This window comes from Ekhidna algicida, from assembly GCF_051379705.1.
Taxonomy (GTDB): domain Bacteria; phylum Bacteroidota; class Bacteroidia; order Cytophagales; family Cyclobacteriaceae; genus Ekhidna.
In genome coordinates this window covers 1,372,501-1,398,125 of sequence record NZ_CP179868.1, presented here as the reverse complement: position 1 = coordinate 1,398,125, position 25,625 = coordinate 1,372,501, and the positions used below count along the sequence as shown (strand labels likewise).

Annotated in this window: 21 protein-coding genes and 1 tRNA gene (1 of these 22 running past the window's edge); 18 read left to right on the top strand and 4 right to left on the bottom strand. The window is 39.2% G+C overall.

Annotation, left to right across the window (positions count from 1 at the left end):
* Positions 1-9: 9 nt before the first annotated feature.
* The 14 genes from ACL8WY_RS06000 to ACL8WY_RS05935 all read left to right on the top strand — a co-directional run bounded on the left by ACL8WY_RS06000 (position 10) and on the right by ACL8WY_RS05935 (position 18,018).
* Entirely contained in the window at positions 10-684 is a 675-nt protein-coding gene (locus tag ACL8WY_RS06000) for an NAD(P)H-binding protein (protein ID WP_436517517.1), read from the top strand.
* On the top strand, positions 681-1,133 hold the full coding sequence (dtd, locus tag ACL8WY_RS05995) for a D-aminoacyl-tRNA deacylase (RefSeq protein WP_436517516.1): 453 nt from the start codon (positions 681-683) through the stop codon (positions 1,131-1,133). Before ACL8WY_RS06000 ends, dtd begins: the two co-directional genes overlap by 4 nt.
* Positions 1,134-1,251: 118 nt before the next feature.
* Positions 1,252-3,039: a translation elongation factor 4 gene (gene lepA, locus ACL8WY_RS05990; protein WP_436517515.1), complete on the top strand. Its 1,788-nt coding sequence runs from the start codon at positions 1,252-1,254 to the stop codon at positions 3,037-3,039.
* 11 nt (positions 3,040-3,050) lie between these two features.
* Positions 3,051-3,920, top strand: a complete 870-nt coding sequence (locus tag ACL8WY_RS05985) for a bifunctional 5,10-methylenetetrahydrofolate dehydrogenase/5,10-methenyltetrahydrofolate cyclohydrolase (protein WP_436517514.1) — start codon at positions 3,051-3,053, stop codon at positions 3,918-3,920.
* Positions 3,904-4,521: a 7-carboxy-7-deazaguanine synthase QueE gene (locus tag ACL8WY_RS05980; RefSeq protein ID WP_436517513.1), complete on the top strand. Its 618-nt coding sequence runs from the start codon at positions 3,904-3,906 to the stop codon at positions 4,519-4,521. The genes ACL8WY_RS05985 and ACL8WY_RS05980 overlap by 17 nt, the downstream gene beginning before the upstream one ends.
* The gene (locus tag ACL8WY_RS05975) at positions 4,476-6,428 is read left to right on the top strand and encodes an OmpA family protein (RefSeq protein ID WP_436517512.1); all 1,953 of its coding nucleotides are present in this window, start codon (positions 4,476-4,478) and stop codon (positions 6,426-6,428) included. Before ACL8WY_RS05980 ends, ACL8WY_RS05975 begins: the two co-directional genes overlap by 46 nt.
* A gap of 246 nt (positions 6,429-6,674) precedes the next feature.
* Entirely contained in the window at positions 6,675-9,659 is a 2,985-nt protein-coding gene (locus ACL8WY_RS05970) for a SusC/RagA family TonB-linked outer membrane protein (protein ID WP_436517511.1), read from the top strand.
* A gap of 13 nt (positions 9,660-9,672) precedes the next feature.
* Entirely contained in the window at positions 9,673-11,028 is a 1,356-nt protein-coding gene (locus tag ACL8WY_RS05965) for a RagB/SusD family nutrient uptake outer membrane protein (protein WP_436517510.1), read from the top strand.
* 18 nt (positions 11,029-11,046) lie between these two features.
* Entirely contained in the window at positions 11,047-11,955 is a 909-nt protein-coding gene (locus tag ACL8WY_RS05960) for a hypothetical protein (RefSeq protein ID WP_436517509.1), read from the top strand.
* A gap of 2 nt (positions 11,956-11,957) precedes the next feature.
* Positions 11,958-13,751, top strand: a complete 1,794-nt coding sequence (locus ACL8WY_RS05955; RefSeq protein ID WP_436517508.1) for a fasciclin domain-containing protein — start codon at positions 11,958-11,960, stop codon at positions 13,749-13,751.
* Positions 13,752-13,819: 68 nt separating this feature from the next.
* A complete protein-coding gene (locus ACL8WY_RS05950; RefSeq protein ID WP_436517507.1) occupies positions 13,820-16,021 on the top strand; it encodes a T9SS type A sorting domain-containing protein in 2,202 nt (733 codons plus the stop codon).
* A gap of 15 nt (positions 16,022-16,036) precedes the next feature.
* Positions 16,037-16,552, top strand: coding sequence for a hypothetical protein (locus tag ACL8WY_RS05945; protein WP_436517506.1), 516 nt, complete (start codon positions 16,037-16,039; stop codon positions 16,550-16,552).
* A 54-nt stretch (positions 16,553-16,606) separates the two neighbouring features.
* Positions 16,607-17,029 (top strand): 6-pyruvoyl trahydropterin synthase family protein, encoded by a 423-nt coding sequence (locus ACL8WY_RS05940; protein ID WP_436517505.1) that lies wholly within the window; start codon positions 16,607-16,609, stop codon positions 17,027-17,029.
* Positions 17,026-18,018, top strand: coding sequence for a hypothetical protein (locus ACL8WY_RS05935; protein WP_436517504.1), 993 nt, complete (start codon positions 17,026-17,028; stop codon positions 18,016-18,018). The genes ACL8WY_RS05940 and ACL8WY_RS05935 overlap by 4 nt, the downstream gene beginning before the upstream one ends.
* Here the strand turns inward: ACL8WY_RS05935 and clpX are convergent.
* The 4 genes from clpX to ACL8WY_RS05915 form a co-directional block, all read right to left on the bottom strand.
* Complete coding sequence (clpX, locus tag ACL8WY_RS05930; RefSeq protein ID WP_436517503.1) at positions 18,015-19,244, bottom strand: ATP-dependent Clp protease ATP-binding subunit ClpX; 1,230 nt, start codon at positions 19,242-19,244, stop codon at positions 18,015-18,017. The two genes, ACL8WY_RS05935 and clpX, sit on opposite strands and share 4 nt — an antisense overlap.
* Before the next feature lie 4 nt (positions 19,245-19,248).
* The gene (locus ACL8WY_RS05925; protein WP_436517502.1) at positions 19,249-19,917 is read right to left on the bottom strand and encodes a ClpP family protease; all 669 of its coding nucleotides are present in this window, start codon (positions 19,915-19,917) and stop codon (positions 19,249-19,251) included.
* A gap of 90 nt (positions 19,918-20,007) precedes the next feature.
* Positions 20,008-21,324: a trigger factor gene (locus ACL8WY_RS05920; protein ID WP_436517501.1), complete on the bottom strand. Its 1,317-nt coding sequence runs from the start codon at positions 21,322-21,324 to the stop codon at positions 20,008-20,010.
* Between the two features lie 83 nt (positions 21,325-21,407).
* Positions 21,408-21,489: transfer RNA gene (locus tag ACL8WY_RS05915), tRNA-Leu, on the bottom strand.
* A 97-nt stretch (positions 21,490-21,586) separates the two neighbouring features.
* Between ACL8WY_RS05915 and ACL8WY_RS05910 the strand changes: the two genes are divergently transcribed.
* The 4 genes in view from ACL8WY_RS05910 to ACL8WY_RS05895 are tightly spaced (at most 27 nt apart) and all read left to right on the top strand, a layout consistent with a single transcriptional unit that may run on beyond the window.
* Positions 21,587-23,788 carry a RelA/SpoT family protein gene (locus ACL8WY_RS05910; protein WP_436517500.1) on the top strand — a complete coding sequence of 734 codons (2,202 nt, stop codon included), beginning with the start codon at positions 21,587-21,589 and terminating at the stop codon, positions 23,786-23,788.
* A 27-nt stretch (positions 23,789-23,815) separates the two neighbouring features.
* Positions 23,816-24,286 carry a Fur family transcriptional regulator gene (locus ACL8WY_RS05905; protein ID WP_436517499.1) on the top strand — a complete coding sequence of 157 codons (471 nt, stop codon included), beginning with the start codon at positions 23,816-23,818 and terminating at the stop codon, positions 24,284-24,286.
* 4 nt (positions 24,287-24,290) lie between these two features.
* Entirely contained in the window at positions 24,291-24,629 is a 339-nt protein-coding gene (locus ACL8WY_RS05900; RefSeq protein WP_436517498.1) for an STAS domain-containing protein, read from the top strand.
* A gap of 6 nt (positions 24,630-24,635) precedes the next feature.
* Positions 24,636-25,625, top strand: partial view of an adenylosuccinate synthase gene (locus ACL8WY_RS05895; RefSeq protein WP_436517497.1) — the 5' portion only. Its footprint extends 276 nt past the window's final position; 990 of the gene's 1,266 nt are visible here — the first part of the coding sequence; its start codon is at positions 24,636-24,638; the stop codon falls past the right edge of the window.

The following is a 25,625-nucleotide window of genomic DNA, read 5'->3' as shown; positions in this document are numbered from 1 at the left end:
CCATAAAAGATGACAGGTAAGAAAGCGGTAGTAATAGGTGCAACAGGATTGGTAGGAAGGCAGCTGGTCAGGCTGTTGGTAAAAGAGGATAAATACGAGCAAATCACAATCGTTTCTCGAAGACCACACGAAATCAAAGACCCTAAGCTGGTAGAATTAATCGTTGAAGACTTTGATGATCTAAAGGATCATCAATCAAAATTGAACGCCCACGATTTCTACTGCGCATTAGGTACCACTCGCAAGCAAGCCGGATCAAAAGAAGCATTTCTTAAAGTAGATGTGGAATACCCTATAACTTTCGCAAAAATCGCTAAGTCACAAACTGACTTCAATCAGCTCCTTGTGGTTTCCGCCGTAGGTGCCAACAGCTCATCTCCCTTGTTTTACAATAAAGCAAAAGGCGAACTGGAAGATCGATTGCAAGCACTCGACCTAAAAGCGCTTAAGATATTCCAGCCTTCTCTTTTACTGGGAAATAGAAAAGAAAGCCGATTCATGGAGGAAGTATTTAAAGTATTGAGCGCCATTGCTTCATTCTTCACCATAGCCTCCAAAAAACGTGTAGGCGCGATCAGAGATGTGGAGGTAGCAATGGCGATGATTGAAGTTGCTCGGAAGGAAGAGCCTGATTTCAAAAGGTATAAGCCAAGCCAAATGGTAGACATAGCGTATTCAGAATGAGGGTTGTTATCCAGCGTGTTTCTTCAGCTTCCGTGACCATTGGAGGTGTAAAAAATTCAGAAATCGGAACTGGAGTGTTAATTCTCCTTGGAATTGAAGATTTGGATTCAAACGATGATGTTGAATGGCTTTGCAGAAAAATCAGCAACATGCGCATCTTCCCAGATGAAGAAGGTGTGATGAATAGAAGCCTTTTAGAAGTTGAAGGAGAAGCATTGGTCGTGAGCCAGTTCACACTACACGCAAGCACTAAAAAAGGAAATCGCCCCTCCTACATTCAGGCAGCAAAACCAGATGTCGCAATACCACTCTATGAATCATTTGTGCAGCAGCTTGAAACGCTATTAGGTGTGGAGGTAAAAACCGGAGAATTTGGAGCAGACATGCAAGTATCATTGGTCAATGATGGTCCTGTGACCATATTAATGGACACCAAAAACAAACAATAGCTCTTTTTTGATCAAATTATATATTCCCCCTTTGAAGCGGAAAAGGGTGGTGTTACCTTTGCGCCTAATTTTCAAAGGATTGAGGAGAATGAAAGTCACAATCCGCTGACTTATTTATATGGAGAACATTCGAAATTTCTGCATCATTGCCCACATCGACCATGGTAAAAGCACCTTGGCAGATAGGCTGTTGGAGTTTACTCATACAGTCAACGAAAGGGACATGCAGGCGCAGCTGCTGGATAATATGGATCTGGAACGTGAACGCGGTATTACCATAAAGAGCCATGCAATCCAGATGGACTATGAGCTCAATGGTGAAAAGTACACGCTCAACCTAATTGATACGCCTGGTCATGTAGATTTTTCCTATGAAGTCTCAAGGTCAATTGCTGCATGTGAAGGTGCGTTGCTCGTAGTTGACGCAGCACAAGGCATTGAAGCCCAGACCATTTCAAACCTATATTTAGCACTTGAGCACGATCTGGAAATCATTCCGGTACTCAACAAAATTGACCTTCCAGGCGCAATGCCTGAGGAGGTATCTGATCAGATTATTGACCTGATTGGATGTGAAAAAGAATCGATCATTCACGCCAGCGCTAAAGAAGGCATTGGTATAACAGAGATTCTTGAAGCAATAGCGGATCGCGTACCAGCCCCGAAAGGAGATCCGGAGGAGCCACTGCAGGCTATGATATTTGACTCAGTATTTAATCCATACAGAGGTATTGAAGTATTCTTTAGAGTTTTTAACGGCTCTTTTAATAAAGGAGATAAAGTCAAATTCGTCAATACCGGAAAGACCTATGAAGCTGATGAAATCGGCGTTCTTCGATTAGATCATGAACCTAGAAAAACCATCTCTGCAGGTAATGTAGGTTACCTCATATCGGGCATCAAAGTAGCCAAAGAGGTAAAAGTGGGAGATACAATTACCCATGTAGACAGACCTACACAAAGACAAGTAAAGGGATTTGAGGATGTGAAACCAATGGTTTTTGCAGGAATCTATCCGGTGGAAACAAGCGAGTTTGAAGAGCTTCGTGCTTCCATGGAAAAACTTCAACTCAATGATGCCTCATTGATTTGGGAGCCGGAAACATCAGCCGCTCTCGGCTTTGGATTCAGATGCGGATTCCTTGGAATGTTGCACATGGAAATCGTACAGGAAAGACTCGAGCGTGAGTTCGACATGACTGTGATTACCACAGTTCCATCGGTACGATTCCACGCCATCGAAAACGATGGAAACATACTGAAAGTAAGTGCACCTTCCGAGCTGCCTGAATCTAATGTGATTAGTCATATCGAAGAGCCATTCATTCGAGCTCAGATCATCTCAAAAGCCGAATTTATTGGGCCAATCATTGCGCTTTGTATGGATAAGCGTGGAGAGATTAAAAACCAGGTTTACCTTACTTCAGACCGTGTGGAGCTCACTTTTGAAATTCCACTTGCTGAGATTGTATTCGACTTTTTTGATAAGCTTAAGACCATTTCAAGGGGATATGCATCGCTTGATTATGAGTTGATTGGATATCGAAGATCCGATATGGTGAAGCTAGATATTATGCTAAATGGTGACAAGGTAGATGCCCTTTCCGCGATCGTCCACAGAGACAAAGCTTACGAATGGGGAAAACGACTTTGTGAAAAACTGAAAGAGTTAATCCCAAGACAAATGTTTGAGATTGCTGTGCAGGCTGCCATTGGAACAAAAATAATTGCTAGAGAATCCGTGAAAGCGATGCGTAAAAATGTACTCGCAAAATGCTACGGAGGTGATATATCTCGAAAACGAAAACTTCTTGAGAAACAGAAGAAAGGAAAGAAACGAATGAGGCAGGTTGGTAATGTCGAAATCCCTCAGGAAGCATTCATGGCCGTACTAAAACTTGATTAAATCCGAAAGAAATGCCAACTATTATCGATGGACGAAAAGTCTCCAAGGACATTAAAAATGAGATTGCCTCGAAGGTTGAGCAAATAAAAGCTGAGGGCCATCGAGTACCACACCTGGCAATTATTATAGTAGGTGATGATGGGGCCAGCCACACATATGTCAATGGTAAAATCAATGCCTGTAAAGCCGTAGGGTTTGATTACACATTGATGCAGTTTGCCAGCACGATTTCAGAAGAAAAGCTGATCAAGCAAATCGAGTTGTTGAATGAAGATTCAGATATCGATGGATTTATCGTGCAAATTCCATTACCAGATCATATTTCAGTAGAGCACATTACGGAAAGGATTGCACCACGAAAAGATGTGGATGGATTCACCAACCAAAACTTTGGTAGCATCATGTCGCACCATCAACTCCTTCTGCCAGCTACACCATATGGTGTTATGGAGCTGTTAAATAGATATGAAATTGAAACTGAAGGTAAGCATTGCGTTATTGTCGGTGCTTCCCGAATAGCTGGCGCTCCTCTTAGTTTGATGATGCTGCAGGATGGAGGTGCCACTGTAACAGTTTGCCATAAATTGACAGTTGACTTAAAAAGTCACACACAGGAAGCGGATATATTAATTGTGGCAGTGGGCAAGCCTGGCCTCATAACTAAAGATATGGTTAAGGAAGGTGTTGTGGTTATTGATGTTGGAACCACAAGAGTAGCGGATGCTTCTAAGAAATCAGGTTTTAGACTATCCGGAGATGTTGTTTATGATGAAGTGGCGCCAATGGCAAGCTTCATCACACCGGTACCTGGAGGTGTGGGCCCGATGACAATAGCTTCACTACTATTAAATACACTAAAAGCCTATGAGCTCAATCACTGATCCGGCCTTTTTACCGGTGATGGAGTCATTCTATACTATACAGGGTGAAGGCTTCTATTCCGGAACGCCAGCCTATTTTGTGAGATTGGGTGGCTGTGATGTCGGATGCGTATGGTGTGATGTGAAAGAATCTTGGGACGCCTCTCAATTCGATTGGCACAGTGTTGACAACATCACCAAGGAAGCCAAGTTATCAGGAGCACAGGTAGTAGTAGTAACCGGTGGCGAACCATTAATGTATGATTTATCCGAGCTTACAAAATCCTTAAAGAAGGCCGGAATGCAGGCAAATATTGAAACCTCGGGAGCATACTCGCTTAGTGGAGACTGGGATTGGATCTGCTTCTCGCCGAAAAAGTTTAAAGCCCCATTAGATGAATTCTATGAGAGTTCACATGAACTCAAAGTGGTTGCTTACAACAAAAGTGATTTTGCATGGGCATCAGACCATGCAAAACAAATGAATTTGAACGCTAAATTGTTTTTGCAACCTGAGTGGTCAAAAGAAAAAGAAATGACACCTTTGATCGTTGATTTTGTTAAGCAAAATCCAAGATGGAAGATATCATTACAAATACACAAGTACATGGACATCCCATGAGGAAGATCATTCCACTTCTTGTCCTTATTTTAATTCCCCTTATTTCATATTCTCAAGGTGGCCTTTCTACAGAAAGCAAGAAGGCGAAAAAGCTCTATGAAAAAGCAGATAAGAAGTATAAAGAGCGTGATTTCTCTTCAGCAATCTCTTTTTTGGAGGAGGCTGTAGACAAAGATCCAGATTTCTATGAAGCATTTATCAGAATGGGAAGTCTGTATAATGCACTTGGACAAGAGGATTCAGTGTATGCTAAATTTAGCTCGTATGTCCTTACTGCTCCGAATCCGATTGCATCTGTGCTGGAGCGACTTGCTTTTATGGCATTCGACCGTGGACAATATCAAACCGCAGAAAAACACCTCAATGACTTCCTCAAACGCGTTCCTGAGAGAGCATCGAGTCCGGAAATTAATTTGCTCGTTGAAAGTTTAGCATTTGCCAAGAATCAACTTTTGAACTTCAGTGATAGTATTCTGCTCGAAATGCTTCCCGACGAGATCAATAGGTACAAGCTCCAATATTTACCGTCTGTTACCATTGACAATGCCGCCATGTTTTATACTAAAAGGGACTATGTGAAAGGCGATGAGGATATTGTTGTAAGTTATTTCAAGGAGGATCGATGGACACCAGCAGTATCAGTCTCAGATAGAATCAACTCACCACTCAATGAAGGCGCCTGCTCAGTTTCAGCAGATGGTCGCACAATGATATTTACATCCTGTGATGGTAGAAATTCACTGGGAAGCTGTGATTTGTATATCACCCGAAAAACCGGTGATTCATGGTCAAAGCCCAAAAACCTCGGTAAACCAGTCAATTCGATTTACTGGGAGTCACAACCTTCCTTATCAGCCGACGGTAAAACTTTATATTTCTCATCTAACCGGACAGGCGGATTCGGAGGAAGAGATTTATGGGTTTCAAATAATGTTGACGGAAATTGGAGTGCGCCTAAAAATCTAGGCAAATCCATCAATACTCGGAGTGATGAAACGACTCCTTTTATTCATCCGAACGGAATTTCACTTTACTTGTCAGCCAATGGATACCCTGGAATGGGTGGGTATGATCTATATGTAGCTGTCAAGAATGATTCTGTGTGGAGCAAGCCAGAAAATTTGGGTTACCCCATCAATACTTTTAAGGATGAAGTAGCAATTGTAATAGGAGCGGATGGCCAAACAGCTTATTTCGCAAAAGAGGAGCAGAAAAATTTTGAAATTCTAGACAGCAGGCTAGTAACCATTAAACTTCCAGCCAATGTAAGGTCAAAACCAGCTTCATACATTGTCGGAAGAGTTATTGAGGATAAAACTTCAAAGCCATTAAGAGCTGAGATCGAAGTTGTAGACCTGTCTGCCAACACTACTTTATATAGTAGTCAGTCGGATTCAGTAAGCGGTGAGTATTATATGGTATTGCCCGTTGGCCTTGATCTCGCCGCATATGTTAAGAAGAAAGGTTATTTGTATACCGATTTTCACTTTCAAACAGAACTTAACACGGCATTAAAACCTGACACAATTGATATTAGTCTAAAGCCAATATCTCAAGGAGAAACACTTATTTTAAAAAACATATACTTTGAAGTAGACTCTTATCTGATAAATGACAAGTCATTGTCGGAAATAGAAAACGCATTTCAGCTGTTAAAAGACAATCCGGAGATAATTGTTGAGATATCCGGACATACTGATAATGTAGGATCACACGATTATAACCAAAAGCTATCTGAATTAAGAGCTAAAGAGGTTCACAAAAGATTGGTATCTAAAGGAATTAGCCAACAACGCATATCATATAAAGGCTACGCAGAGACAATCCCGCTAATGCCAAATGATTCAGATATCAATCGCAAATCCAACCGCAGGATAGAATTCCGTGTCCTACGGTCGAAGCAATGAAATTGTTGCATTAAAGACAAAATTTAACATTTGAAAGGATTCAGAATTTTATTAAAGCTTTACTTTAAGTAGTAAGTGAAAATTTGGAATTTTAAATATTTTCCATTTTTTCATCCAATTTTAAATTTTCTGGAACAAAAACGTTTTCTTACTATTTTGAATGCGGCCTTATATTTTGTTAAAGTATCTTAAAAAGGCATATCTTTCGGGCTTCAATAATTAATGTTTAACGATTAACTAGTTAGTATGAAGAGGAATTTACTACTAAGTTTTGCGTTCTTCATTGCTGTTGCATTTGTTGCAATGGCACAAAGAACGGTTTCTGGAAAGATCACCGATGACACGGGTGAGTCTTTGCCAGGAGTGAATGTTGTGATTAAAGGCACAACTACTGGTGTTACTACTGATCTTGACGGAAACTTCCGTATCTCAGTAGATGATGGCGCTACTCTAATCTTTTCTTATGTAGGTTTTGAAACTCAAGAAATTGAAGTTGGAGCCCGCACAACAATTGATGTAACACTAGGTGGTGCTACTGAACTACAAGAAGTTGTAGTTGTAGGATACGGTACTACCTTGAAGACAGAATTAACCAGTGCTATCGCATCTGTTGGAAAAGAGGATATTGAAAGACTTCCTAACGTTTCTCCAGAGCAATCACTGCAAGGTCTTGCTTCAGGAGTATTCGTTCAATCTCAAGGTGGTCAGCCAGGTGGTGCTGTCACGGTACGAGTTAGAGGTCAAACATCAGTTAATGCTGGTGCTCAGCCGCTTTACGTTGTAGATGGGGTCGTTATTTCAAACGGTGACCTTACTCAAAACGCAATTGGAGGTGAAGATCAGAACGTTTTAGCAACACTTAACCCTCAAGATATTGAGTCTATTCAGGTGCTAAAAGATGCTGCAAGTACTGCAATTTACGGTGCAAGAGCAGCGAATGGTGTAGTTCTAATCACTACTAAAAGAGGTACTAGCGGTAAAGCTAAGATTGATTTTAGAGCATGGACTGGAGTGGCACAGCCGCTAGCATTGGTAGAAAAGCTATCAGGCCCAGAACAAATTGCTATTGAGCGAGAAGGATATCTAAATGATTCTCCTTGGTTAAGTCCAAATGATCCAAGTGTAAGCAATGAAACTCTTGGATGGGATGGCGTAACTGATTCTGATTTGATCGGAGCAATCTTCAGAGATGCTGTTGTCAGAGAATATAACATAAGCGCATCAGGAGGAAATGAAGCACTACGATATTTCGTAAGTGGTGGATACAGAGATGAAGAAGGAGTTATGCTTGGATCAAACTTCGAGCGAATCTCTACAAGACTTAATGTTGATTACAATGCTTCAGATGATTTAACTATCGGTACAAGCTTAAGCTTTGCTAGTAATAAGCAAAATCTTGTCGAAAGTGGAAACAATATCTTCGGTACGTATGGTGCGGCTATTCTTGCTCCAAACTATCGACCTATATATGATTCTGAAACTGGTGAATTTGTAGATACTTTCCCTGGATTTAATACAAACCCGGTTAGAGCTGCACTTCAGCAAAAATTGGTTACCACAACGAATAAATTCTTAGGTAACTGGAATTTCACATACAAATTACCTGTAGAAGGATTAGCATTCAGAACTGACTTAAGTTATGATTGGAACTATGTAAGAGAGGATCAGTATCAGCCAGAAACCACTGCTCAAGGTAGAGGTTCACAAGGTTTTGGTAACTACTCTACATTAGATCAAGGTACCTATAACATCGAGCCTACTTTAAGATTCAGCAGAACATTCGGCGGATCTCACAAGATTACCGCTGTTGCAGGTATGACTTGGCAGAACAGAAGAACCACTCAAGGGTTCGTTTCTGCAACGGGCTTTGCAAGAGGTTCGCTAGCATACATCAGATCTGCTGCTGTATTTACTAATGGAGATTCATTCCGTTTGGATCAGAGCTTTATGTCTGGTTTTGGTAGAGTGAATTATGCATACGATGAGAAATATCTAGCTTCAATATCATTCAGACGAGATGGTTCATCTCAGTTTGGTCCTGATAACAAGTTTGGTAACTTCTATGCATTCTCTGTAGGATGGAATTTCTCTGAAGAAGATTTCTTCAATCTGGACGTAATTACGTTTGGTAAAATCAGAGCGAGTTACGGTGTAACTGGTAACGACCAGATTGGTAACTTCCAGTATGTAGGAACATTCTCTGGTGGAGCTTCTTACTTGGATCAACCAGGTTTAACACCTTCACGTCTTGAAAACCCTCAACTTAATTGGGAGGAAACAACAATGACGGATGTCGGACTTGAATTAGCAATGTTTAATAACAGATTGAACATGAATGCTGGTGTTTTCCGTCAAGAAACGAATGGACTATTGTTTAACAATCAAGTGCCATGGACTACAGGATTTGCATCATTCCAAGATAACGTTGGTGTTGTTGTAAATGAAGGTATTGAACTTGACTTAAACGGTGTAATACTTGATTTGAACGGTTTCCAATGGACAGGTAAGTTGAACTTAACCTTCATGAGAAATGAAGTGAAAGAGTTGAATTCAGATGAGCCTATTCTTTCAGGATTTGCTAGTGCAATCATCCAAGGTGAGCCAATCAACACTTTTTACGCCCTTAAGTGGTTAGGAGTTGATCCGGCAACTGGAAATTCGGTCTTCGAAGATTTCAATGGTGATGGAGCAATTACAAGTGATGACAATCAAGTAGTTGGAAACCACTCTCCTGAAATAGTAGGGGGTCTTTCAACTGGATTCTCCTATAAGGGAATTACTCTAGATGCATTCTTCCAGTTCGTAGAAGGAGTTGATGTTTATAACAACACGCACCAATTCTCTCAAAACGTAAGCGCTGGGTGGGGTCTGGATAGAAATGTATTAAGAAGATGGAGACAGCCAGGTGATGTTACTGACATCCCAAGAGCATCTCAAACTTCTTCTCTTGATTTCACCAATGATAACAGTAGGTTCTTGAGTGATGGTTCTTACATCAGACTTAAGAATGTTACCCTAGCATATAGTCTTCCTTCTGAACTAGTTTCTAAAGCTAAGTTGAGAAATGCAAGAATTTATGTTCAAGGTACCAACCTTATTACATGGACAGCCTATAACGGACCGGATCCTGAGATAAGTGCATTTGGATTTACTGCAACTTCACTGGGTACAGATTTCTTGACGTTCCCGAATACGAAAATGTTTTCCGTAGGTGTTAATCTGGGACTATAAAACTCGATAAGAAATGAAAAAATTATTAATAACAATAATCGGATTAAGTTCGATTGCATTTTCTTGTGAAGATTTTGTAACACAAGAACCTGTAGATCAAATTTTGACTGAGAATACAATCATTGATGCTGCCAGTGCAGATCAAGCGATCCTAGGTATTTACAGTAGAATGCAAACAGCCAACCTTTACGGTGATGCTAGTATTGGATATGTAGGTATATTAAGCGACGAATTGCAACACAGTGGTTCATTCCCTTCCATTGCTGAAATGGATCAGAATGATGTTACCGCTGCAAATGTTTCATTAGATAACATTTGGCAACAAGCATATACGACTATTTTCCAGTGTAACAACGTGATTGAAATTTTGGAAGTAACTGACTTTCCTGATTTAACTGCGGAAGCGAAAAGCGTACACATTGGAGAAGCAAGATTCGTGAGAGCATTTCTTCATCATCATTTAGCAGCACTATACGGAGCAATCCCATTGGTGACTACTACCGATGTTGCGGTAAATAGTGAAATTGCACGTACTTCTCAGGGAAACGTTTATGATTTCGTTATTACCGAAGCAGCTGCTGCGGCTACAGAGTTAGCTACGGCTGATTGGGGTGCAAACGCTCAATACCGTGCTACTGAGTGGGCTGCGAAAGCGCTTCGAGCAAGAGCATTACTTTACAATGGCGATGCTTCAGCAGCTGCAACAGTAGCTGATGATGTGATTACAAACGGTGGATATTCTCTTGGAGGATCTTATTCTGGAATCTTTACTCCAGGATATAGAAACCCAGAAACTGGAGGCCCAATCATATTCTCAATGTTTTACAGTGCTACAGATGGTAGTGGTTTAGCATTTCAGTTCCTTCAGGATGGAGGTCGTTTTGAATATGCTGTTGGTGATGAATTAGTAAGCGCAATGCTTGGTGATTTAACTATCACTAGTGATGATGATCCAAGAGCTCTTATCTCTCTAAATGGTAGCGACCCTCAGGGACGATATGTTGTGGAGAAGTATACTGATGTAAACACAGGAACTGACAATACTGTGCTTTTCAGATTGGCAGAGATGCATCTGATTAGAGCGGAAGGTAACTCAGCAACAGCCGCTGCGGACATCAATGCACTTAGAACAAGAGCGGGAGCTCCTGCCTATTCTGGATCAGGAAGTTTAGCAGATGTCTTAGCAGAGAGATTTGTCGAGCTAAGTTTTGAAGGCCACAGATGGTTTGATTTGGTTAGAACAGGTAATGCGCAGAGCGTAATGGGTTCAGTAGCTGGAAGTAACTTCACAGCTAATGACGAACTTATGCCAATTCCTCAAAGGGAAATACAGCAGAATCCGAATCTAACACAAAATCCTGGTTACTAAATTCTAAATGATTTTGATATGAAGATTTTAAAAATATTTTTTCTAACGATCTTAACTGCAAGTATAATTTTCTCTTGTACTGAGACTGAATTTGCTTCGGTTGGAGATCAAAAATTTGTAGCATTTTCATCTACTAGCCTATCTGTTGGAGAGAGCTCTTCTTCAAGTGACTTGAATGGAGCTTCCACTATAGGTAGTAATAGTGTTGATATTATAGTGTTGAGGTCCACATCAGATTTAAGTCAAGCTTTGACTGTCAGTATAAATGCGAGCGCAGAGTATCTTGAGCAATCAGATTTTGCTGATTTGGGAGAAGACGCAAGTAGTGAATTTTCAGTCTCTAAAGATTTAGGGTCACTGGTAATTCCGGCAGGAGAAGCTTCGGCTAGATTCAGTGTTATTACTGTTGATGATGTTTTCCCTAAAGGGAATAAATCATTAACATTGACAATCACTGATGTTTCCGATAATTCTTATAACATCGGTAATGCGAATCTTGCTAAGTCTGCTGTAGCTTCTGTTACACTTGTAGACGACGATTGTCCAATCACAATTGCAGATTGGTATGGGACATATAAGGTGGAAGAAGCTTTCACGACTGTAAATGATCCAAATGGATTAGGCTTTTTCTTTGCTGAAAGCTATCAATTGACATTCTCTGAAAATCCATCAGATGTGACACTTACATCAGTAATTGTTACAAATTCTCCGGGATTTGATGAGTATTTCCCTGATGGAACAATCTTAAAGTTCGAAACATGCCCAGGATCAGTAACATTTAATGGTGGCACTACAATTTTGACGGCACTATGGAATGTTATAGATTTTTCTGAAACTAATTCTTATGATGAGAATTCGTTCAAAATAACGGCATCTGCAACGAGCTTTGGTTTTGGGGATTATGGATTCACTTTAACTAAAAACTAGACATGATGAAGATTAAATTATTATATATAATAGCCATAGTCGTAGGATTTACTGCGTGTAAGGACTATGATCCTGATGTAAGTACCTCGGATACTAGCTTCTATGCTGATTTAAGCACACTAGATATTCTGGAGCTGAGGGGCTTTACACTGTTTGTTGACGCTGTGGCACACGCAGGCGTCGAAGGTGCGTTATCTGGAAGTGATACAGTAACCGTATTTGCACCAACTAACGCAGCAATGTCAAACTATTTGAGCTCTGTTGGTGCCACATCGGTAACCGACATTAATGCAACAGATCTAGCAAGAGTTTTGAGATACCACATTACGGCATCTCCATTTACTTCTGCTTCGACTGATGCATCTCTGACCTCAGCGGTAAGTGGAAAGGATATCTATCCAACGTATTCAGTCGATGGAAGCATCGGTTTGAATGGTAAAGCAACAGTTGTTGAAGCAGATTTGTACAGCCAAGATGGTGTTATCCATGGCATTAGCCGGGTACTTTCAGTTCCTGAGACTAGTGTTTTTGATGTCATCGATAGCTCACCAAATCATGCCACTCTATCTGGTTTAATTACCAGAGTAGGATTGGATGCAGCGCTGTCTGGTGCAGGAAGCTTTACAGTTCTTGCTCCTAGTGATGATGCGTTTACTGCAGCTGGATATGATGCTGCTACTTTAGCAGGATTGAGTGATAATGTTGTCGACAGTATCCTTAGGTTCCATGTTATTTCAAGTAGAACTTATCAAACTGAATTTGCAGATGGTAAGTATGTAACGCTACTTGGAGCTGAAGAAGATGGATTCCAGGAATGGGTAGTTAGCGATGGAGCATTTAATTACAACGGTGTTGAAATTGATTCAGACTCAGCTAATTTCACTGCAGATAATGGTGTAGTTCATGAAATAGATGTCGTGTTGGATCTTGATGAGGTGATAGCAGATTACCTAGGCGATTGGGTAGCATTGAACGATGCGGCAACCGAACCACTCGACTACACATCTCTTGATCAGCAAGTTACGATCTTAAATTTTGATTTCGGTAATCCAGAAAACCCAGTTCCTGGAGACTTTGCTGACGGTGATGAAATTCAAGATTGGTTAGAAACGTATACTTTCGACGGTTCTCAACCATTTAGAGATGACCAAGGAGGACCTAGTAGCGGTGTGAAGGTAACCTCGGTAAATGGCTCTGAATTCTATACGCAGCATACTGGTGATGGAGTTACTTGGTCTTTGAATAATCAAGGTTTCCTAAGTTCGTCTTCTACTGGTACTTATAATGGTTTCAGAAATAGAATGTTTGCCGGAGCGTATCCTACGCCACTTCCTGAGGAGGATATCACTGACGTACTTGAGGATCAAGGTTATACTTTGTTGGCTGCGATGCTACGAATTACAGGTAAGGATGCTGATGCTGATGCTGCTGACGTTACGTTCTATGCAGTTAGTAACGCAGCGATTACGTTCTACTTTGATTATACAGATCCGGCAGATATGGATACATTGTCTGCAGGAGGTGCCGAAGATGTGGAAGTGACTGACGCATTTACTGCATTTCTAGAAAATCAGATGGTACCGGGTGAAGTAACTAGTGCACTGATAATTGGAGCAGATCTTCCTGAGCAGACATTGCTTAATGGTGAAACTATTGATTGGATACTAATTGGTGGAGTGCCGGTGGTTGTTACTGATTCAGATGATCCTGCGAATAATAATCTTGGATTAATAGCTACAGATATCTGGGCTAATAATGGAGTAATCCATGAAATGGAAGATATCTTCCCTGAGTAATTAACTAGATGATATATATAAATGAGCGTCGAACTTCGGCGCTCATTTTTTGTTTTAAACACATGGACATGAGGAAAATATTGTTTCTAATCAGCTTTGTAATACTTTTTGAAAGTAAATCACAGGAATGTGGTACAGTAGTAACACAGGAAAGTCTTGATTTTATGGAGCAGTTTGCATCAACAAGATCAAGTGCAGATTTTACAACACTTGCGGCTACTGATGTAGTCATACCGATCAAATTCCATACCATTGTGACTACATCAGGAGATGGAGGTTTAACTGAAACTCAGTTAAATGGTATTATAACCAAGCTAAATAATCTTTATAGCAGTGCCAATATTGAATTTGAACATCAAGGAGAAGTGAATGTTATTGTTGATGATAACAACTATGATCTGAATAGTGCGAATGAAGGAGCAGTTGCCTCAGGCAATGACATTCAAGGGGTTATCAATGTTTATTTCTCTGGATCCTTATCTAGTGGAGCTTCTTCGCTATGTGGATATACACGCTTTCCACCTAGTTCAGATAGAGTATTTACGACTTATGGCTGTACATTGAATGGCACCACGTTAGAGCATGAGCTTGGCCATTACTTTACATTATTCCACACACATGGTAAGACCAACACTGGTACAACCGATGAATTGGTTGACGGAAGTAATTGCTTGACGGCTGGGGATAATGTATGTGATACACCTGCTGATCCTAATTTAAGTGGTATGGTCGATGGTAGTTGTACATACTTAGGTAGTGCGAAAGATGCCAATGGAGACACTTATGTCCCTGATCCAAGCAATATAATGGCCTATTCAGTAGATGCCTGCCAAGATTACTTTTCTCCAGAACAATTTGATCGTGTAAGAGAGGGATTTGAAAATGGAAGATTCTATTTAAAATTCACCACAGAAAATTTCTCAGCTAAATATACAGCCGATAACCCCTCTACATGCATAGGATCGCAAATTGCCTTCGATGGTGATGCTTTTGGAGCTGTCTCGTACGAATGGACATTTGAAGGAGGTACTCCATCAAGTAGTAGTGATGAAGATCCAGTTATAACTTATAATGAATCTGGAATTTTCAGTGTTTCACTTACAGTTACCAATAGTCAGAATGAGATATCTACTCTGGAGAGATCGACTTTTGTTAATATCACTGATCCGCTTGTAAATACCTTAAGTGAGTCTTATTCTACTCCTGTAAACGATGGAATTCCATCTGATTTCAGCATTGAAAATCCAGACAGAGCTTTAAGTTTTGACTTCAGGTCTGATGTAGATGTCGATGAAGATGCTAATTCTGGTTCTTTTTGGTTAAATAATTTTGATTATCAGACAGACTTGAATAGAAATGAAGACTTTCTTATTCTAAGAAATTACAATACCGATGGGATTCGAGAATTTACAATTTCTTTTGATTTGGCATATACATACCTTGCCCAGGATGATGCTCCTGCGGAGCCAATACCGGCAAGATACGATACGCTAGAATTACTATTGGCATCCCAATGTGGCTCCAAGCAAATTGATATTTGGAGGGAAGGTGGCGAAGAGCTTTCCACAGCAGAACCAATTCTAAATGCATTTGTTCCTGCAACTACAGATTGGGAACGTAAGACAATAAAATATGAGGTGCCGGAAGAATTGGAATTCGCTCGAATTGCATTTAAGAATATTTCTAGAAATGGCAATAATATCTTTTTAGATAATATCACCATTACTCCAGATTTCACTGTTGGCAATCCAATTGATTTCAGACTATCAAAAGTGGAAAATAAGGTTGCTACAATTCGCTGGTTTGATGGATCTACCAATGAAACAGCATACGTGCTTGAGCGTGCAGTTTCTGGAGGTGAATTCGAAGAATATAAACGGTTAGATAGAAATGTAATATTCTTTAGGGATACTCTAACAGAAGCAAATACCTACAGGTATAGATTATATGCCGATGGAATAAGCGGCAATAGATCTAGTTATACTGACGAGATTGAAGTCTTATCAAGCCAAATATTAAGTGTCGACAATCAAAGTAGATTCGACATATATCCTAACCCAGCATCACATAATCTCGTTGTGAAAATGAAGGGTAATGTGCAAGAAGTAAATTACTCTATATCAGACCTATTGGGCAGGGTTGTTATGAAAGGAAACTTTAGTCAATCAAAAAATACCATCAACATAAGCAACTTAACAAACGGAATATACCTTCTCGGTATAGATTTTGATGGTAAAAAAGAAGTACGAAGAATTATAAAAAACGATTAAGAAGAATTATCAAAAATGAATAATAAAAAAAGTTGTGTGATTTTGGTTGCCATATTCACTAGCGCTATATCGTTATATGGTCAGGCAAGATTTTCAGGAAGTAGTGAAGCATACGGAACTGGTGGTGTTACTTATTTAAATAAAAGTACTACCAGTTTAGGTGAAGATGCCACCAAGAGAGGGTATTATGTTGGTCCTCATGTATTGGGTGATACTATTACAATGCTCCTAAATAGATTTGAAAACGATTTCGTTTACTACGAAATGGGAACAGGGGCATACGCTGTTGAAGAAAAGAAAGTAATAAAGCCTTCTCTTCACAAAGCAATTTGGAGAGTAAACAAATATTATGAGAAAAAAGTGGACGCTGGTGATATCACTGAGCGAAACGCATATATCAGAATGAAGGCAGTAGTTTCAAAAGGTATCAAGTTGAAGAACTATTACACCGAAGATATTGAAGCTAAGCTCAAGAAAATGAAAAAGGCTCCTGAAATTGAAGCCTATCTGGATAAAATCAAGTTTAGATAAAATTTAAAGCTCTTCTTTTGAAGGGCTTTTTTTTTACGTGTCTATCTTTGCCACATGGTAATTGTTTATCGAAAAGAACACTTTAACGCAGCTCATAAACTTTATAATTCCAATTGGACTAAGGAAAAGAATGTTGAAATATTTGGACCCTGCGCAAATGAAAATTGGCATGGTCACAACTTTGAGTTAATTGTGGGCGTAAAGGGTGTTCCTGATCCCGAAACAGGATTCGTAATTGACCTAAAACGCTTGAGTAATCTCATAAAAGAAGAAATCTTGGAAAAGGTTGATCATAAAAACTTAAATCTGGATGTTTCCTTTATGGAAGGCAAAATGGCCAGTTGTGAAAATTTGATTATTGAATTTTGGAAGATTTTGCAACCCGAGATCCAGGAGATTGCTCCAAAAGCAAATTTACACCACCTCCGACTTTACGAAACGCCAAGGAACTTCGTTGATTATTACGGAGATAAATGAACTATTTGATCATAACTAGTTCTCCTGAATCCAAGGATTGCGCAGAAATTTTGACGGAGGAAATTCGCCGTTTCGATATTCGAGCAGAGATATACTGTAATTCCAATAGTGAAACTACGAAAGTATCTGAGGATGGGTTAGAGTTTGAAATCGCGTATAGTCCTATTAAACCAACCTTTATTCAGGCAATTAAATTTGATTTGTTAGTTGTCATTGGTGAATCATTTGATCGTAATCTGATAAGGAGAATTAAGAACCAAGGAGGTAAGACGTGTTATTTTCTCCAAACGGCAAACTACAATACAGGAATACGATCACATCGTCGAGCTCTCAAGTCTTTTGATAAAGCATTTGTCGATTTACCCATATATGATTCGGTGCCAAAAAGTGAAATCATCGGACATTATCTTAATGATACTATCCGTAAATATGAGTTTTCACAAACAGATTCTGAGGGACTAGTTATAGGCATTGTAATTGGTGAACATAGGAACCTGAATAGGCTGATTTACTTTGTAAAAATATTCTCAAAAAGAATCAAAAGCTGCCAGTGGAATATTCATTCATCATTAGCTAATGAGGTCATAAGATCCAAGCTTGATTCCTTAAATGTGAACCTGAATAGCAATAAGCTCGATACATTAAAGAATTCTAATGCTGTTATTGTAGATTCAGAAATAGACTCGATAGCAGCTGCATTTATGAATTGCCCTCAGATATCTATTTCAGGTAAACATGGCCTCTTGGGGTTTACAAAAACAGAGAAGCCGCTCGTCAATGAAATTTTAGGTCAAAATGTAGTTAAAAATTTTAAGCCAAACCAGTTTGATTTGATACAGGAAGAACTGAATTTGCTATTGAACAATCATGAATACTGTGCTTCAATGCTGGCCTCATATCAGGACTTTAAAAATAAGATCGGCACTCAACCTGTGGTGAGAACAGCAGCTCAAACGCTTGTGAATTGGATGGAAGAAGTGAAGAGCTAAGCAGCTCTAAGTTTATTGAATTTCGATTTCTCGAATTTTTCTGCAGCATAAGTTCTGTCTATTACCATCTCCTTAATCTCCTTATTGGACGGCAACTCAAACATTGCATCAGTAACTATCGCTTCACAAATTGATCTTAATCCGCGAGCTCCAAGTTTAAATTCCATTGCTTTCTCTACTATGTAATCCAATGCATCATCCTGGAGGTCAAGTTTAACATCTTCCATATCAAACAACTTGGCATATTGTTTGACTAGCGCATTTTTAGGTTCGGTCAAAATTCGTTTTAGCGCATCAGTATCAAGTGGATCTAGATGAGTCAAAACAGGAAGACGCCCAATTAACTCTGGAATCAAACCAAAGCTTTTGATGTCTTGGGCAGTGATATATTGCAATAAATTATCCTTATCAATGACACCAGAATTAAATTCATTGTCATTTGCGAAACCAATAGGGCGTGTATTAAGCCTGTTCGCGATATGTCTTTCTATTCCATCAAAGGCTCCGCCACATATAAATAAAATGTTTTCTGTATTTACATTAATCATCTTCTGATCCGGATGCTTTCTTCCTCCCTGAGGTGGTACGTTTACAGTCGTACCCTCTAAAAGTTTAAGCAATGCCTGTTGCACACCCTCGCCACTTACATCACGAGTGATTGATGGATTATCTGACTTTCTGGCTATTTTATCAATCTCGTCAATATAAACAATACCTCTCTCAGCAGCTTCTACATCATAATTTGCTGACTGCAAAAGCCGGGTAAGTATACTTTCAACATCTTCGCCAACATACCCAGCTTCAGTTAAGACTGTTGCATCAGCAATACAGAAAGGTACTTGGAGAATCTTGGCAAGCGTTCTGGCAAGATAAGTCTTACCTGTACCTGTTTGACCCACCATGATGATATTCGACTTTTCAATCACGATATCATCTTTATCTACTGTTTGCATCAATCGCTTGTAATGATTGTACACTGCAACAGAGATATACTTCTTTGCTTCATCTTGACCAATTACAAACTCATCAAGGTGAGATTTCATATCTACAGGCTTGATGAGCTTGAAATTTGGACTTTCATTCTCAGATGTAGTTTTTAATTCTTCATTTAAGATCTGTTGAGCTTGAGCAATACACTTATCACAGATGTGAGCATGTATGCCTGATATCATCAGATCTACATCTTTCTTATTTCTACCACAAAAACTACAAGTAACTTGAGCCATGATTTTATTTTTTTTCTAATACCTCATCAATGAGGCCATATTCCTTTGCTTCTGATGCACGCATCCAATAGTCACGATCAGAATCTTTTTCAATGTCCTTCAAAGATTTACCAGAATGCTTCGATAAAATACCATAAAGATCTTTTCTCAACTCTTGCATTTGTTTCAGAGTGATCTCCATATCCCTAGATTGACCCTGCATTCCCCCACTTGGTTGGTGAATCATCACTCTTGCATGTGGAAGAGCAGATCTTTTCCCTTCAGCTCCACCTGCTAATAATACAGCTCCCATAGAGGCAGCCATGCCAGTACAAATAGTGGCCACATCCGGATTCACATACTGCATAGTATCATACATACCGAGTCCGGCATATACTGAGCCACCAGGACTGTTTACGTATAACAATATATCCTTTTTTGAATCTACTGACTCCAGAAACAACAATTGCGCAGTAATAATATTGGCAATGTTTTCTTCTACCTGCATTCCGAGAAAAATAATACGATCCATGATTAGACGAGAAAAAACATCGATTTCCCGGAAATTAGTAGGTCGCTCCTCGATTACAGCTCTAGTCATGTTTTCTACATGCTGGACATAACCATCAACAGCTGTTCCGCTTATATTTTGGCCTTTTACAGCGAATTTTCTGAATTCCTCAGTATTTATCATTTCAATAAGTTAAAGTATAAGGTGTAAAAATAAAAAAGTCCTGTGTACAGGACTTCTTCAAAACCTAAAATGATGCCATTTGGTTCAAAATTACAGTTTTCTAAATTCGTCTAGTGAGACTGTTTTCTCTTTCACCGTAATCTCATTCTTCACATGATCCAGGACTTTATTGGATTGAACTTGATTGAAAACTTTCATATAATTCTCACCATTTTCACCTTGTAAATAATTCTGAGCAAAAGTATCAAGCTGATCATCCATCTGGTTGCCCATTCCTGATCCTGCAAATTGCTTCTTGATGAGTTCCTTAGCTTCATTAGTAACATCTTCATGCTCCACCTTAATGTCTTTGCTCTTTACTAGCTGATTTCTGATAAGTGACCATTTCAATTCTTTTGAATATGATTCGTACTCCAACTCCATGAGTTCAGGAGTAATATTATCATTCGTCCGAATCAACCACTTTTTAAGGAATTCATCAGGAAGATTGATTTTCGCAGAATCTGTTAACTTTTCTCTTACCTGATGATCAAAGAATTTATCAGATTCTGCAGAATAGTTTTGAGAAACTATCTCTTTCACGCGATCTCTGAAACCAGCCTCATCTTTTATCGTGCCCTGACCGAATGTTTTATCAAACAATTCTTGATTTACTGAAGCTAATTTATAATGATTGATAGCCTTCAAAGTAAATGTCAACTTCTTCAACTTTTTGAACTCTTCATCATTAAGTCTAAGTTGATTTTTTATAGCATTTTCGTGCTTGAAGCTCTTTTTGATGTCAATTTCAACCTCAACTCCATTTTTAATGCCAACAAGTTTCTTAAGTGTGCCTTTCTCAACGTCTCTTAGGTCAATGCTAATTTCCTGGTCTATTTCACCATCCTTAGATTTCACCTGTCCGTAGAGCGTATCTTTATCTGATGAAACTTCAGGATTTTCCATCTCTCCAAATTGACGCTGTAGGTTCTCAATAGTTTCATCGATCACTTTCTCATCCACATTGATAAAGTATTTCTCCAACTTTACCTTCTTATCAACCTTTAGGTCAAAAGGCTCTGCAAAACCTATCTCATATTTGAATTCAAATGAGTCTTGATTTTCCCAGTTAAATTCTTGGTCAGTTTCAGCTGGTAAGGGCTCACCCAAGAACTGTGTTTCGCCTTCTCTCAAGTAAGCGTTTAGCTTTTCAGAAACTAGCTTATTGATTTCATCCACTATCAAAGCATTACCATACATCTTTTTAATCATTCCAGTAGGAACTTTTCCCTGACGGAACCCTTTAATGTTAGCAGTCTTGCTGTACTCTTTGATTTTTTGATCTACACCTGGTTGAAAATCAGCTCGGTTTACGCTAATTTTAATTACACCTTGTGTTTTTTCTGTTTTGTCAAAAGTTATATCCAACGTACTATTGTTTGATGTTTATAAAATAAAAACCCTCTTACTCGTCCCGTTTATCGGGTCTCGGAAAGAGGGTTGTTCTTCAGTGCGGATGGAGGGACTCGAACCCCCATGCCTCGCGGCGCTAGATCCTAAGTCTAGTGCGTCTACCAATTTCGCCACATCCGCAGATTTCATTGCTCGAACTTTTTCTTGCTCTGAAAATCGGATGGCAAAAGTAGGTAATATTTTTGATTCAACAAGGGTTTAATTTTGTAAAATTATTATGGTCGTAGAGGAAGATTTAGAATCAGAAAAAAAAGAGATAATCAGGCGTTACCGACGCCTCTTGAGAAAAGCTAAGCCTGTGCTTAAAGATGGGGATGCAAAACTCATTAAGAAAGCATTTTATACTTCGATGGAGGCGCACAGCGGAATGAGGCGACGATCCGGTGAGCCATATATATTTCACCCGCTTGAAGTCGCAGAAATCTGTATATCCGAAATTGGTCTGGGCACAACCTCAATCATCGCAGCACTTTTGCACGATGTAGTAGAAGATACGGATTATGAATTAGAGGATATTGAAAGATTATTCGGGAAGAAAGTAGCTATCATCATTGATGGGCTGACCAAAATTTCTGGCGTCTTTGATCAGGGAAGTTCTCAGCAAGCAGAGAACTTCAGAAAAATGCTTTTGACGCTTTCTGACGATGTTCGGGTAATACTTATAAAACTCGCAGACCGTCTTCACAATATGAGGACATTGGAAAGTATGCCTCGAAACAAGCAACTCAAGATTGCAAATGAGACTATTTACTTATATGCCCCGCTAGCTCATCGTTTAGGCCTATACGCATTTAAATCAGAATTGGAAGACCTCTATCTCAAGTATTCAGAACCTGAGGTGTATAATGATATATCCGGCAATATAAACGAGACTAAAGATTCTAGGAATAAATTCATTCGTAATTTCATCAGACCAATCAAGGATAAGCTCAATTCGCTAAATGTTGAATACGAAATAAAAGGAAGACCAAAATCCATCTATTCTATATGGAATAAGATGAAGAAACAGAATGTACCCTTTGATGAAGTTTACGACCTTTTTGCAATCAGAATAATCCTGAACGTTCCTTATAAGGACGAAAAAGCACTTTGCTGGCAAGTTTACTCCCTAGTCACAGACTATTACCAACCGAACCCGGATAGGTTGAGAGATTGGATAAGTATTCCTAAAGCTAATGGGTATGAATCCTTACATACTACAGTAATGAGTGACAAAGGCCAGTGGGTTGAAGTTCAGGTACGAACAACACGTATGGATGAAATTGCGGAAAAGGGCTATGCTGCTCACTGGAAGTATAAGGACGGCAAGTCGTCAGATGAAACGGGACTTGAAATGTGGATAGGCAAGGTTCGCGAAATCCTTGAGCAAAATAATGGTAACGCAATTGAGTTTGTAGATGATTTCAGATCCAACTTATATAGCGATGAAGTTTTTGTATTTACACCGAAAGGAGATTTAAAAACCCTACCTCAGGGCGCTACTGCACTCGACTTTGCTTTTGATATACACACAGAAATTGGTGAGCATTGTCTTGGGGCAAAAGTCAATCAAAAGCTGGTTCCACTAAACTTCGAACTTAAAAACGGCGACCAAGTCGAAATCCTAACCTCAAGCAAACAGAAACCTAATGAAAGTTGGCTTCAATACGTTGTAAGCTCAAAAGCTAAATCTAAAATTAAAGATGCACTCAAAGAGGAGCGTAAGGTATTTATAGATGAAGGCAGGGAGATTGTCAAGCGAAAGTTAAAGCAGCTAAAAATTGAATATAAACAAACAGTTCTTGAAGATATTGCACACTACTTCAATGTAAAATCACCAGCCGACTTATTATACCTAGTAGGTACAGGCAAAATAGATCACTCACTTATCAAGTCATTTGCAAAAGCTGACAGCAAGACATCAAAAAGCGATAGCATACAAGGTGCTAAAGAGGTAGAAGAGAAACTCAGTAGAGTTAGAAAGACGGATAGCGATTTATTATTGCTAGGAGAAGACCTTGACATTATAGACTACAAGTTTGCTAAATGCTGCAATCCAATAGCAGGAGATGACGTTTTTGGTTTCGTCACCGTTAGTGACGGAATAAAAATCCATAGAACAACTTGTCCGAATGCTGCGGAGCTATTGTCGAATTACGGTTACAGGATAATAAAAGCAAAATGGGCATCATCTAGAAAGCACTCTTTTGAGGCCACGCTTTCTATAATAGGTACAGATAGACTTGGACTAGTCAGCGACGTTTCTAATATAATATCAGAAGAGTTGAAAGTGAATATGCGCTCACTGTCAATTAATACAGAAGGAGGAATTTTTGAGGGCATCATACGCTTATATGTTGAGGATACATCTCACCTTGACACACTCGTTAAAAAATTAGAAAAGGTAAGTGGTGTAGTAAAGGTCAGTAGAACCAACTGATCGAACACCTTAAATTATATTTGCAATATGTCGGGACAGAATGTAATGGATGAGGTCAAGAAAATATTCCAAGCCCATCTCGAGAATAAGAATTTACGCAAGACACCAGAACGCTTTGCGATACTCGAAGAAATATATGATAGAGAAGGTCATTTTGATGTTGAGTCCCTATATGTAAGTATGAAGGAGAAAAACTATAGAGTGAGCAGAGCTACCGTATACAATACGTTAGACTTATTAGTTGACTGTGACCTGGTTACAAAACACCAATTCGGAAAGAATTTAGCCCAATTTGAAAGAGCATATGGATTTAGACAACACGATCACCTAATTTGCACTGATTGCAATAAGGTACACGAATTTTGTGATCCGAGAATTCAAAATATTCAAACTACCGTTGGTCAACTTTTACAGTTCAAGGTCATGCATCACTCGTTGATTTTATACGCAAGTTGCCAAAAAGAAGATTGTCAAAATAAAGCAGCCTCAATAAGTTAAGTAAATGAAGTATACCCAGGAGATAAATGAAAAAGTGCTAAAACTCCATTTCGAGGGAGATCTAATTGGAGAAAATAATGGTCCTGAAGTGGTCGAGCTGGCAAATGATGCTATCGCAAATGGTGTTACTCATTGTCTGCTTAATATTTCTGATGTCAGATATATAAATAGTAGTGGTATCGGGGTTTTGATCACCCTGCTTACCAAGTTTAGAAACAAGAACGGAGATCTATATATAATTAAACCATCTGATCATGTTAATAAGCTATTAATAATGACAAAACTTCAAGCAATATTTAATATTGCGGAAACGGAAGAAGAAGCACTCCAAAAAATCAAATAATAAGCAATGTCAAAAGTAGATGTACTCTTAGGCCTTCAATGGGGAGATGAGGGTAAGGGTAAAGTAGTTGACTTTCTCGCACCAAAGTATGATATAGTAGCTCGTTTTCAAGGTGGACCAAATGCCGGACACACATTAGAGTTTGATGGAAAGAAACACGTGCTTCATCAAATACCCTCAGGCATATTCCATCCAGGTATATTAAATATTATTGGAAATGGTGTTGTGATAGATCCAATAGTATTTGCAAGAGAAATAAAGGATCTTGAGCCATTTGGAGTTGATGCGACCAAAACTTTAGTATTGTCTAATAAAGCTCAACTGATTTTACCTACACATAAACTTATTGATAAAGCACTTGAGCTAGCAAAGGGTGAGGAAAAGATCGGGTCTACTCTAAGAGGAATAGGGCCTACTTATCAAGATAAGATTGGAAGGCATGGACTTAGAATAGGTGATATAATAGAGAAGGACTTTGATCAGAAGTATCAGAAATTGAAAAAGCAACACCTTTCATTATTATCAACTCTTGAATTAGACAATGACTTTCACAATCAAGAAGCGCTATTCTTCAAAAGCTTAGAATTGATTCGGAAGTTCCGAATCATAAGTACTGAATATCTCATTAATAATTCATTAAAATCTGGAAAGAATATTTTAGCCGAAGGCGCACAAGGAACATTGCTTGACATTGATTTTGGTAGTTATCCCTTTGTTACCAGTTCAAACACTACAACAGCTGGAGCCTGTACAGGATTAGGAATAGCACCAAACCAGATCAACGAAGTTTTCGGAATCTTCAAGGCCTATTGTACTAGAGTAGGAAGCGGGCCATTCCCAACAGAACTCTTCAATGAGGAAGGGGAAGAGCTTAGGAAACTCGGAAATGAGTTTGGAGCCACCACAGGACGACCAAGAAGATGTGGTTGGCTAGATATTCCTGCCTTAAATTATTCATGTATGCTAAATGGAGTTACACAACTCTTCATGATGAAA

What these genes read in the sequence shown, in the direction of transcription:
- dtd (WP_436517516.1), top strand. Translation starts at nt 681, where the DNA reads ATGAGGGTTGTTATCCAGCGTGTTTCTTCAGCTTCCGTGACCATTGGA.
- ACL8WY_RS05965 (WP_436517510.1), top strand. Translation starts at nt 9,673, where the DNA reads ATGAAAAAATTATTAATAACAATAATCGGATTAAGTTCGATTGCATTT.
- lepA (WP_436517515.1), top strand. Translation starts at nt 1,252, where the DNA reads ATGGAGAACATTCGAAATTTCTGCATCATTGCCCACATCGACCATGGT.
- ACL8WY_RS05900 (WP_436517498.1), top strand. Translation starts at nt 24,291, where the DNA reads ATGAAGTATACCCAGGAGATAAATGAAAAAGTGCTAAAACTCCATTTC.
- ACL8WY_RS05980 (WP_436517513.1), top strand. Translation starts at nt 3,904, where the DNA reads ATGAGCTCAATCACTGATCCGGCCTTTTTACCGGTGATGGAGTCATTC.
- ACL8WY_RS05910 (WP_436517500.1), top strand. Translation starts at nt 21,587, where the DNA reads ATGGTCGTAGAGGAAGATTTAGAATCAGAAAAAAAAGAGATAATCAGG.
- ACL8WY_RS06000 (WP_436517517.1), top strand. Translation starts at nt 10, where the DNA reads ATGACAGGTAAGAAAGCGGTAGTAATAGGTGCAACAGGATTGGTAGGA.
- clpX (WP_436517503.1), bottom strand. Translation starts at nt 19,244, where the DNA reads ATGGCTCAAGTTACTTGTAGTTTTTGTGGTAGAAATAAGAAAGATGTA.
- ACL8WY_RS05940 (WP_436517505.1), top strand. Translation starts at nt 16,607, where the DNA reads ATGGTAATTGTTTATCGAAAAGAACACTTTAACGCAGCTCATAAACTT.
- ACL8WY_RS05970 (WP_436517511.1), top strand. Translation starts at nt 6,675, where the DNA reads ATGAAGAGGAATTTACTACTAAGTTTTGCGTTCTTCATTGCTGTTGCA.
- ACL8WY_RS05985 (WP_436517514.1), top strand. Translation starts at nt 3,051, where the DNA reads ATGCCAACTATTATCGATGGACGAAAAGTCTCCAAGGACATTAAAAAT.
- ACL8WY_RS05975 (WP_436517512.1), top strand. Translation starts at nt 4,476, where the DNA reads ATGGAAGATATCATTACAAATACACAAGTACATGGACATCCCATGAGG.
- ACL8WY_RS05925 (WP_436517502.1), bottom strand. Translation starts at nt 19,917, where the DNA reads ATGATAAATACTGAGGAATTCAGAAAATTCGCTGTAAAAGGCCAAAAT.
- ACL8WY_RS05905 (WP_436517499.1), top strand. Translation starts at nt 23,816, where the DNA reads ATGTCGGGACAGAATGTAATGGATGAGGTCAAGAAAATATTCCAAGCC.
- ACL8WY_RS05945 (WP_436517506.1), top strand. Translation starts at nt 16,037, where the DNA reads ATGAATAATAAAAAAAGTTGTGTGATTTTGGTTGCCATATTCACTAGC.
- ACL8WY_RS05935 (WP_436517504.1), top strand. Translation starts at nt 17,026, where the DNA reads ATGAACTATTTGATCATAACTAGTTCTCCTGAATCCAAGGATTGCGCA.
- ACL8WY_RS05960 (WP_436517509.1), top strand. Translation starts at nt 11,047, where the DNA reads ATGAAGATTTTAAAAATATTTTTTCTAACGATCTTAACTGCAAGTATA.
- ACL8WY_RS05955 (WP_436517508.1), top strand. Translation starts at nt 11,958, where the DNA reads ATGATGAAGATTAAATTATTATATATAATAGCCATAGTCGTAGGATTT.
- ACL8WY_RS05950 (WP_436517507.1), top strand. Translation starts at nt 13,820, where the DNA reads ATGAGGAAAATATTGTTTCTAATCAGCTTTGTAATACTTTTTGAAAGT.